The organism is Prevotella aurantiaca (genome assembly GCF_015262605.1).
GTDB classification, from domain to species: domain Bacteria; phylum Bacteroidota; class Bacteroidia; order Bacteroidales; family Bacteroidaceae; genus Prevotella; species Prevotella aurantiaca.
The window spans coordinates 21075-31280 of record NZ_JABZSJ010000029.1 but is presented as its reverse complement, the minus strand read 5'-3'; the positions used below and the strand labels follow the sequence as shown (position 1 = coordinate 31280).

Sequence of the window (10206 nt, the reverse complement as noted above, 5' to 3'; positions counted from 1 at the left end):
TTTGTCACATAAGAGAAAACGACGCTAAAATAAGCACATTTTTGTCACATAAGCCTTTTTTTTATTATTTGTATAACTTCCTCAATATTACCCATATAATTGGAAAACTATTTTCGTCTTATAAAGAAAGTGCGAAAAAAAACGTACTAAAATTTGGAGGAATAAAAAGAATACAGTACCTTTGCACTCGCAATTCAGAAATAGAGTAATTTATTGATGATAGCAGCGGGGTGTAGCGCAGCCCGGTAGCGCGCCTGGTTTGGGACCAGGTGGTCGCAGGTTCGAATCCTGTCGCCCCGACTTTTTAGAGTGTTTGGTGAAATACTTATTTGCGGAAATAGCTCAGTTGGTAGAGCACAACCTTGCCAAGGTTGGGGTCGCGAGTTCGAGTCTCGTTTTCCGCTCTTATTGAAATTTTGATATAAGTAGAAAGACCTGTTCTTATAATGCCCAGGTGGCGGAATTGGTAGACGCGCACGTTTCAGGTGCGTGTGTTTATACGTGCAGGTTCGAGTCCTGTTCTGGGCACTACTACTTATTTATATTGTATACAACAAATTTGGAGAGGTGGCGGAATTGGTAGACGCGCTACTTTGAGGGGGTAGTGAAAATTGCTTCGTGGGAGTTCGAGTCTCCTCCTCTTCACTTAATAAGAAAATTTATTTGTTTGCGGAAATAGCTCAGTTGGTAGAGCACAACCTTGCCAAGGTTGGGGTCGCGAGTTCGAGTCTCGTTTTCCGCTCTTTTTTTAGAGAAACATACTAACACCGGCTAAATGAATTTATATTTAAGATATTTCGATAATGAAACATTAGCATATAATGTTGAAGAAGCGTTAGATTTCTTAGCATCAATTCCAGATATTCAACTTACTCAAGATTTGGAAGAGGATATACGCTTATATGCAGAAAGTGATGTGTATTATCCAAAACGTTATAAAGTACGTCCACGCATCTATTTTATCATTATAAAAACAGAAGCGCAAACAATGCTTGATTTTAAACAGAAAAAAGCTGTAAGAAATGGTAGTATGCCTTTGAAAAAAGACAATCCGACATTAATGCATCTCAGTGAGGAACGTGATGGATGGTATGAAGGTTCATTAAATTTCAAACGTGTAGTTTACATTGCAGCTACAGGAAAGTATGAGTATCGTGATACAACATTTGTAGCTCAATGCAAATCAATTTCAGGTATTGACTGTTATAATCGTATTGTTGATTATTTAAAAGATCGAGTAGATTCACGAAGCCAATTCCCTTCTGCTAAAGGTAAGAATTTCAACTTTAGATATCTTGGAATGTGGAAATAACTTCCACCCATAGATTAGCAATAATACTTTTGAATATGAATAAGGTTATGTTGATAGGACACGTTGGGAAGGACCCAGAGGTGCATTATTATGACGCTGATCAATGTGTTGCTTCTATCCCCCTAGCAACTACCGAACGAGGATATACTTTAGCAAATGGCACAAAAGTACCTGATCATACAGACTGGCATAATTTAGTATTGTTTAAAAGCTTAGGTAAATATGCAGAAAGGTATATTCATAAAGGCGATAAATTATATGTTGAGGGACGTGTTAGATATCGAAGTTATGATGATAAAAACGGTATTCGACGTCAGACTACAGAAATTTATGTTGACTCTTTAGAATGGTTAGCTGCACCTAAAAAAGCAGAAAGTCCAAATATTGAAAATGAAGACACATTATCAAATTTAGACGAAATGGATAAATCCAAATTACCATTTTAAATGAACGATTTAGTTACGCTTATTACTTCTTCAGTAGAATTTCATATACCAACACTTGGAGCTATAATAGCTCTAATCTTAATATGCTTGCTTCTTTATATATCTGGCTTTGCTAGTGGTTCTGAAATCGCATTTTTCAGTTTGTCTCCTAATGATATTGATGAATTAGAACCAACAAAAAGTAGCATTGATAAGAATATTCAGATTTTGAGAGATGATAGTGAACGTACATTAGCTACAATCTTGATTCTAAATAATTTAGTGAACGTTACAATAGTTATGCTTTCAGGTTTTGTACTGAGAGAGATAGTTGTATTCAAAGTTGCGTGGATAGAAATATTCTGTGCTACTATTCTTCTTACTTTTCTTCTACTTCTTTTTGGTGAGATAATGCCAAAAGTGTATAGCAGCATGAATCCTTTGAAATTTTGCCGCCATGCTGTTAATGGTATAATGATAGCTCGGAAACTTTTCTGGCCAATAGAAAGTATTTTGATGCGCAGTAGTGTTTTCGCAGAAAAAATGCTAAAAAAAGAGAAACGGAAGCTATCAATGGATGAGATAGAGCAAGCATTGGAGTTGACCAACAAAAATGAAATAAGTAACGAACAAGAGATGCTGGAAGGCATTATACGATTTGTTGATGAAACCGCTAAAGAAGTAATGACATCACGTCGAGACATTGTTGATCTTGATATACGTTCTAACTATTCAGAAGTTTTGAAATGTATAGTGGAGAATAACTACTCAAGAATTCCCGTATACCAGGACAATGAAGACAATATACGTGGTATTTTATATATCAAAGATTTACTTCCATATCTGAATAAGCCTACAAATTTTAGATGGCAGAGCCTAATACGTCCTCCCTATTTTGTTCCTGAGACAAAAAAAATTGATGATTTGTTACGTGAATTTCAAGAAAATAAGGTGCATATAGCAATAGTTGTAGATGAATTTGGTGGTACAAGTGGACTTGTAACATTGGAAGATATTCTCGAAGAAATTGTTGGGGAAATAAATGATGAATTTGATGATGATAAGTCCTTTTATCATAATTTGTCCACAGGTATATATTTGTTTGAAGGAAAAACTTCAATAGGAGATTTTACAAAAGTTCTAGATTTAGATGATGATACTTTTGAGGAATTACAAGGTGATGCAGATTCTATGGCAGGATTATTACTTGAGCTTAAAGGAGAATTTCCAGTTTTGCATGAAAAATTAAGTTATAAGCAATTTCTTTTTGAGGTTATGGCGATAGAAAATCTCCGAATTAGTAAAATCAAAGTTACCATTTTAGATGAAAAGCAGCATTAGTTATTTAACTAAAGATATAGTTTTAGGAGTTCTTGAAATTGAAAACGGCCGAGATGCAGAAATACAAGGTGAATTACAACTTCTTAAACTTATGCTTGGGTATGATGTTGTATTGAATCATAATGAGGTTGGCAAGCCTTTAATTGATGGGTATAATATAAGTATTTCTCATACAAAAGGTTTTGTTGCTATACTTTTATCAAAAGAATTTGAAGTGGGAATTGACATTGAATATACTTCAGATAGGATAAAAAAAATAAAAAAAAGATTCCTGCGCAATGATGAAATATATACTACTACTAATGAGCTGTTGATTACATGGTGTGCTAAAGAAGCTGCATATAAACTTTTTTCTGAAGAAAAGCTTGCCTTCCAAGAGATGAAAGTAATAATATCGGATACACAATTAATAAATCTAAAGACAAACAAAACAATAGATTTTATTTCCTTAATAAATCCCAAATATACAATGGTCGTTTGCTGGATAAATAAGTAAAAATAAGTTTAGATTCTTGGAAAAGCCACTTGAAAAGTGTATCTTTGCAATTAAAGATAATTTTAAAAAGAAATGAAGAATCTATTTATCACTATAATATTTTGTATGATACCATACTTTGCCATGTCGCAAGGTCAAGAAGTAAAATCAATTGTATTAAAAACAGGAGATTCGTATAAAGGGGATGTTGTTAATGGAAAACCATCTGGTCGTGGTATAACAACCTATAAAAATGGTGATGTATACGAAGGTGATTTCGTAAAAGGTAAACGACAAGGAGAAGGAACTTATACTTTCTCTGATGGTGAAAAATATACAGGACAATGGTTCCAAGACCAACAACATGGTAAAGGTATATTTATTTTTAAAAATGGAAATGTATATGATGGTCTTTGGTATAAGGATTATCAACAAGGAAAGGGTGTAATGCGCTATTATAATGGTGACGTATATGTTGGTCAATGGATAATGGATAAACGCAATGGTATGGGGCGTTACACTTTTGCAAATGGTGCATATTACGATGGCGCGTGGAAAGATGACGTTAAAAGTGGTCATGGACGTTTTGTGTGGAAAGATGGTTCAACATACGTAGGAGATTGGGTAAAAAACGTAAAAGAAGGAAAAGGCGTTTATATTTACCATAGTGGAGAAGAATACAATGGTGAATGGAAAAATGATTTACGCAATGGAAAAGGGGTATATAAGTTTAGCAATGGCGATATATATGAAGGAGACTATTTGGATGATGAACGAACTGGACAAGGTATATTACGCTATAAAAATGGAGAAAATTACACAGGACGATTCCTAAAAGGATTAAGATCTGGACTTGGAACAATGGTGTGGGAAAATGGAGATATCTATGTTGGAAATTGGGAAAATGGTTTGCAAGGTGGACAAGGAAAATTAACCAAAAGAAATAAAGATGTGATTGAGGGACAATTCAGGAATGGGAAAATGGATGGTCAAATTACAATCCATTATGCAGATGGTAGTAAGTTCCGTGGTATGTATCGTGATGGAATACGTAATGGAGCGGCCATAGAGCAAGATAAAAAAGGAGTACGTTTTGAAGGTTCTTATCGTAATAATGTCCGAGATGGGAAATTTACTGAAACTGATCGTAATGGTAAGGTAATTGCACAGGGTTATTATGATAATGGCGTCAGACATAATAATTAATAACAAAAAATATGGTTAAAAAGGTTCAGGATAACGCTAATGCAGCGATTAAAGCAAAGTGCAATACTCAATTATTGGGTATAGTAGAAAGCGATAGTTACTTATATCCTTTTAACGAGGCAATCTTTGGTAGACACAATTATGCTTTAGAGCGTATAAAGGAATTTACTAATGGAGGAAAGCAAAGTCTTTCAGAATTTGCTAATGGCTATAATTATTATGGATTACATAAAATTAATGATCAATGGATATTTCGCGAATGGGCTCCTAATGCTACAGACCTATATTTAATAGGTGATTTTAATAACTGGAAGCGTTCTTCAGAATATCAATGTAAGAGAGTTGATGGAAGTTTTGGAGACTGGGAATTAATTCTTGATGAAAATGCAATGCATCATGGTGATCTGTTTAAAATGTATACATTGTGGAATGGGGGGGAAGGTGAACGTATTCCAGCATGGGCACAACGAGTTGTACAAGATGAAAATACAAAAGTTTTTTCAGCGCAAGTATGGTGTCCTAAACAGACGTATAAATGGAAAAATGTATCTTTTAAGCCAACCAAATCTCCACTTCTTATATACGAATGCCATATAGGCATGGCACAAGATGCCGAGAAAGTAGGAACTTATACAGAATTTAAGAATAAGGTCCTGCCTAGAATTGTGAATGATGGTTATAATGCCATTCAAATAATGGCTATTCAAGAGCACCCTTATTATGGAAGTTTTGGTTACCATGTAAGTTCGTTTTTTGCTCCAAGTTCACGTTTTGGTACACCTGAAGAACTTAAAGAACTGATAGATGAAGCGCATAATAATAGGATAGCAGTTATTATGGATATCGTCCATTCACATGCTGTCAAGAACGAAATAGAAGGATTAGGAAATCTTGCTGGAGATCCTAATCAATATTTTTATCCTGGTCAGCGTCGCGAACACCCCGCATGGGATTCTCTATGCTTTGATTATGGAAAAAATGAAGTGATACACTTCCTTCTATCAAATTGCAAATATTGGCTAGAAGAATACCATTTCGATGGTTTTCGATTTGATGGCGTTACGTCAATGTTATATTATAGTCATGGTTTAGGAGAATCATTCTGCAATTACGCTGATTATTTTAATGGTCACCAAGATGATAATGCTATTTGTTATTTAACCTTAGCAAACTGCTTAATACATGAGGTCAACAAATATGCTATTACTATAGCAGAAGAGGTATCTGGAATGCCTGGATTGGCTGCAAAGTTTAAAGATGGCGGTTATGGTTTTGATTATCGGATGGCTATGAATATTCCAGACTACTGGATTAAGACTATAAAAGAATTACCTGATGAAGCATGGAAACCTTCATCTATTTTTTGGGAGGTAAAAAATAGGCGTAGCGATGAACGTACAATTTCTTATTGTGAATCCCATGACCAAGCTTTAGTTGGTGATAAGACTATTATTTTTCGCTTAATAGATGCAGATATGTATTGGCATTTTAAGAAGGGTGATGAGAATGATAGGGCAAGACGGGGCATTGCATTGCATAAGATGATACGACTAGTTACTGCATCGACCATTAATGGTGGGTACTTAAACTTTATGGGCAATGAATTCGGACACCCTGAATGGATTGATTTCCCACGTGAAGGTAATGATTGGAGCTATAAATATGCCCGTCGTCAATGGAATTTAGTTGATAATATTGAACTTTGTTATCACTACCTTGGTGATTTTGATAAAAAAATGTTAGAAGTTATAAAAAGTGAGCCAAACTTTAGCGGTACACCGCTAAAAGAAATATGGCATAACGACTCAGATCAAATATTAGCTTTCAGTCGTAATGATTTGGTTTTTGTATTTAACTTCTCACCATCACGTTCATTCTCTGATTATGGATTCCTTGTTCCTAATGGAATTTATAATGTTAAGTTAAATACAGATTCGTGGGAATATGGTGGTTTTGGTTTTGTCGATGAAAAAGTGAAACATGCAACTTTACCTGATCCACTTTACGAGAAAGATAATAAAGGGTGGTTGAAACTATATATACCAGCTCGCAGTGCATTAGTTTTACGAAGAAAAAATAGTACTAATGAGAATTGAAAGTAAATTCATGCGCATTTGCTGTGCTTTTATATTTTGGGTCTTTACGTTCTGCTATCTTTTTTTTTATCAGGCAGACATTCTCGTGCTTACACAACATGTAGCATCAAACGGGCAAACACATTATGTTCCGTGGTTGGGCGCAATATTAATAACGATTATATTGCAACTCTGTCAAGTCTGTGTTTATTCTTTACTGAAACTTAGTAAACGTGGACATGCAATTACTTACTTTCCTTCTGTACTCCTGTTAACTGTTTTAACTTCTATTAGAGCAAATTCTACGACAATTAATTTTGGGAATTGGATTTGGGTTGCTCCTGTCTTATTGATTCTTTATGTTGTATTTGTTTATTATATTCGGCGTTATGAACCCTATGAGCCAGAACTACGTGGCATTGGATTTATTTCTCAATTATTGTGGATAAACATCTGTATAATGCTTGTTTTTTTCTTATTTATAGGAATATTTAGTAATTCTGATAAGCAGTTTCATGAAAAGATTAAGGTAGAGACTTTAGTCCAAAACTTTAAATATCGTGAAGCTTTGCGTCGAATACATCGAATGAAATCTATTGATTCTACAACTACAATGCTTACAATATATAGTGTAGCCCGCCTTGGAGATTTGTCAGATAGTCTATATGAATATCGTCTAATTGGTGGGAGAGATGTATTGCGTCCAGGTAAAATACATTCGTTATTATTACCCGACAGCGTTATTAATAAAGCAACAAAAACTTCTGTACACTACCAATTAGCTGGCTTCTTGCTTGACAGAGACCTTCCTAAGTTTATTTACTTTGTTCAGAAATACTATCCAGTTGATAGTCTTCGTCCTCGATATTATGCAGAAGCTTTTAATTTACATGAACAATTGAAAAAAGGATTAAAACCTAATATGCCCTATATTAAAGGTAGTTATACTCATTACTACTTTACAAAATAAATAATGAAAGTTATACTTGCTTTTGATTCTTTTAAAGGTTCCCTTACAGCAGAACAGGCAACAAATGCAGTAGCTATGGGAATAAGAGAGATTTTTCCGACTGCTGAGATTATATGCTTACCCATGGCAGATGGAGGCGAAGGAACAACAGAGATTCTTGTGCGATATACAAGAGCAAAGTGGAGTACCTGCAAAGTTAATGATTCTTTAATGCGCCCCATTTTTGTTAATTATGCCATTGAAGAAAATCAGCGTATTGCACTTATGGAAATGGCAGAAGTAGCAGGTCTTATCCTTTTACAGCCGAATGAGCAAAAACCAATGAAAACAACAACCTTCGGAGTAGGAGAAATGATTCTTAATGCTGTTAAAGCTGGAGTTAAACATATCCTTATTGGTATTGGAGGAAGTGCAACAAGTGATGGAGGCGCAGGAATGTTGGCAGCATTAGGTGCAAAGTTCTATATAAATAATCAATTAGTTAAATACCCTAAGGGAAGAGATCTTATTCATCTAACGTCTGTAGATCTTTCTTTATTGTCAGTTTTTCAAGATATTCAAATAGAAGTCCTTTGCGATGTTAATAATCCTTTGTATGGTTATAATGGTGCAGCATATGTTTATGCGCCCCAAAAAGGAGCAAGCAAATATGATGTAGAAATATTAGATAGAGGTTTACGCAACCTTGCTTATCTTTGTAAAATAGATCCAACAATACCTGGAAGTGGAGCTGCAGGTGGGTTAGGTTATGCGTTTTGTTTATTAGGTGCTCAATTGCGTAGAGGAGTAGAAGTCTTAATTGAATACACTGGTCTTATTAATCATTTAAATAATGCTGACCTTGTATTAACCGGAGAAGGTAAAATTGATAGCCAGACATTAAATAACAAACTACCATTTGGTATTATGTCAATTGCTAGGACTCATAATGTTCCTACCATCGTATTAGCAGGTTGCGTTGCTAATAAGGATTTATTAGTATCTGCAGGTTTTAATGAAGCTGTTTGTATTAACCCTCCAAATACTCCACTTAGCGAAGCTATGTGCCCAAAGGTGGCAACTAGTCGTCTAAGAAATACAACGAAGGAAGTAATAAAAAGGGTGTTTTCAATAGATAAACATTAAATCAAATTTTCATATTAAACTAGAATTACACTCATTTATAAACACTATTGTTTCTTTAAAAGGTAAAAAGCAAATTAATTGATAGTAATGGTTCTTTAAAGAAAAAAAGCTTAAAAGAACCAATACTATTTTTATATGGAAGATTACTTATTTTATAAGACAAAAGTGTGATTATTTTATCCCTCTTTCGGTCAATGCTTTGGCATACTTAGTTGCATTTACAGAATGTTCTTCATAAGTTTCAGCAAAGTTGTGTGTACCGCTAAAATCTTCTTTTGCACACATATACAAGTAGTTGTGGTGTACATAATTCAGAACTGCATCAATGGCAGCTATGCTAGGAATACGTATAGGACCAGGAGGAAGACCTTTATATTTATATGTGTTGTAAGGGCTATCGTAACTTAACCATTTATGATATATGCGGTGTGCTTGGAAATTCCCAATAGCAAATTTCACAGTAGGATCAGCTTGCAATGGCATTTTCTTATTTAGACGGTTGATATACATACCTGCAATTTTAGGCATTTCGCCCTCATCATCAGTTTCTTCATCAACAATACTAGCTAAAGTCATCACTTCTACTTTGCTAAAACCATTTTTTTCAGCTTTTTGGGTGCGCTCGAATGTCCAAAACTTCTTATTCTCATTATCCATTTTCTTTAAGAATGTTGAAACAGATGTAGCCCAATAGAAGTCGTAAGTATTTGGAATAAACATAGCAATAATGTTTTGTCGTGAATAACCATATCGTTTGCAAACAGTTTCTGAGGTTAGAGAATCCATTAGTTCTCTTTTGGTGAACATAAGTTTTTTGCTTACATCAGTTGCTAAATCACCTAGTGTTCTTACTGAACGAATAGTTAGTGAGACAGAAGCTTGTTTACCATTCTTAAAGTTGCGAAAAGTTAGTAATGCGCCCGAACTACTAATTGTGTATCTTCCTGAACGTATGTTATCCTTGTAAGAAAATAAATTAGCCAAGACTTTGAAAGTCCATAAACCATGTTTAGTAGATACCTTTTCCAATTTATTGTAAACAGAATCTATATTGTCATCGTGATCGATAAATAAATACTCTGTCTTACCATTGCTTGACATTGAAGAGAACAGAAAGAAATATGCAACTAAAGCGCCAATAGCAATAATTGCTGCAGCAATTTCCAGTCTTTTAGAGTTGTTTTTTTTACGTTTTGCCTTCACCATAATTTAAAATAATATGTTGCAAAGGTAATAATTTTGACTGAAAACTTTACCAACTTGTATATCAAAAGAAT

The 10206-nt window shown here is 34.5% G+C and carries 9 protein-coding genes and 5 tRNA genes; 13 read left to right on the top strand and 1 reads right to left on the bottom strand.

Annotation, left to right across the window (positions count from 1 at the left end):
* Window positions 1-226: 226 nt before the first annotated feature.
* The 13 genes from HXN26_RS06500 to HXN26_RS06440 all read left to right on the top strand — a co-directional run bounded on the left by HXN26_RS06500 (window position 227) and on the right by HXN26_RS06440 (window position 8929).
* Window positions 227-300, top strand: a tRNA-Pro gene (locus HXN26_RS06500).
* 31 nt (window positions 301-331) lie between these two features.
* A tRNA-Gly gene (locus HXN26_RS06495) sits at window positions 332-404 on the top strand.
* 44 nt (window positions 405-448) lie between these two features.
* Window positions 449-528 (top strand) — tRNA-Leu (locus HXN26_RS06490).
* A gap of 33 nt (window positions 529-561) precedes the next feature.
* Window positions 562-645, top strand: a tRNA-Leu gene (locus tag HXN26_RS06485).
* Between the two features lie 24 nt (window positions 646-669).
* Window positions 670-742 (top strand) — tRNA-Gly (locus HXN26_RS06480).
* Between the two features lie 33 nt (window positions 743-775).
* Window positions 776-1312, top strand: coding sequence for a hypothetical protein (locus HXN26_RS06475; protein ID WP_273159730.1), 537 nt, complete (start codon window positions 776-778; stop codon window positions 1310-1312).
* A 35-nt stretch (window positions 1313-1347) separates the two neighbouring features.
* Window positions 1348-1758 carry a single-stranded DNA-binding protein gene (locus HXN26_RS06470; protein WP_273159728.1) on the top strand — a complete coding sequence of 137 codons (411 nt, stop codon included), beginning with the start codon at window positions 1348-1350 and terminating at the stop codon, window positions 1756-1758.
* Window positions 1759-3078: a gliding motility-associated protein GldE gene (gene gldE, locus HXN26_RS06465; protein WP_273159726.1), complete on the top strand. Its 1320-nt coding sequence runs from the start codon at window positions 1759-1761 to the stop codon at window positions 3076-3078. It abuts the gene before it with no gap.
* Window positions 3062-3574, top strand: coding sequence for a 4'-phosphopantetheinyl transferase family protein (locus HXN26_RS06460; protein WP_273159724.1), 513 nt, complete (start codon window positions 3062-3064; stop codon window positions 3572-3574). Before gldE ends, HXN26_RS06460 begins: the two co-directional genes overlap by 17 nt.
* Before the next feature lie 72 nt (window positions 3575-3646).
* Window positions 3647-4759, top strand: a complete 1113-nt coding sequence (locus tag HXN26_RS06455; protein WP_273159723.1) for an MORN repeat-containing protein — start codon at window positions 3647-3649, stop codon at window positions 4757-4759.
* 11 nt (window positions 4760-4770) lie between these two features.
* A complete protein-coding gene (locus HXN26_RS06450; protein ID WP_273159721.1) occupies window positions 4771-6855 on the top strand; it encodes an alpha amylase C-terminal domain-containing protein in 2085 nt (694 codons plus the stop codon).
* Window positions 6845-7804, top strand: coding sequence for a hypothetical protein (locus tag HXN26_RS10905; protein ID WP_273159719.1), 960 nt, complete (start codon window positions 6845-6847; stop codon window positions 7802-7804). Before HXN26_RS06450 ends, HXN26_RS10905 begins: the two co-directional genes overlap by 11 nt.
* A 3-nt stretch (window positions 7805-7807) precedes the next feature.
* Entirely contained in the window at window positions 7808-8929 is a 1122-nt protein-coding gene (locus HXN26_RS06440) for a glycerate kinase (protein WP_273159716.1), read from the top strand.
* A 171-nt stretch (window positions 8930-9100) separates the two neighbouring features.
* Here the strand turns inward: HXN26_RS06440 and mltG are convergent, their stop codons facing one another.
* The gene (mltG, locus tag HXN26_RS06435; protein WP_273159714.1) at window positions 9101-10135 is read right to left on the bottom strand and encodes an endolytic transglycosylase MltG; all 1035 of its coding nucleotides are present in this window, start codon (window positions 10133-10135) and stop codon (window positions 9101-9103) included.
* Between the last annotated feature and the right edge of the window lie 71 nt (window positions 10136-10206).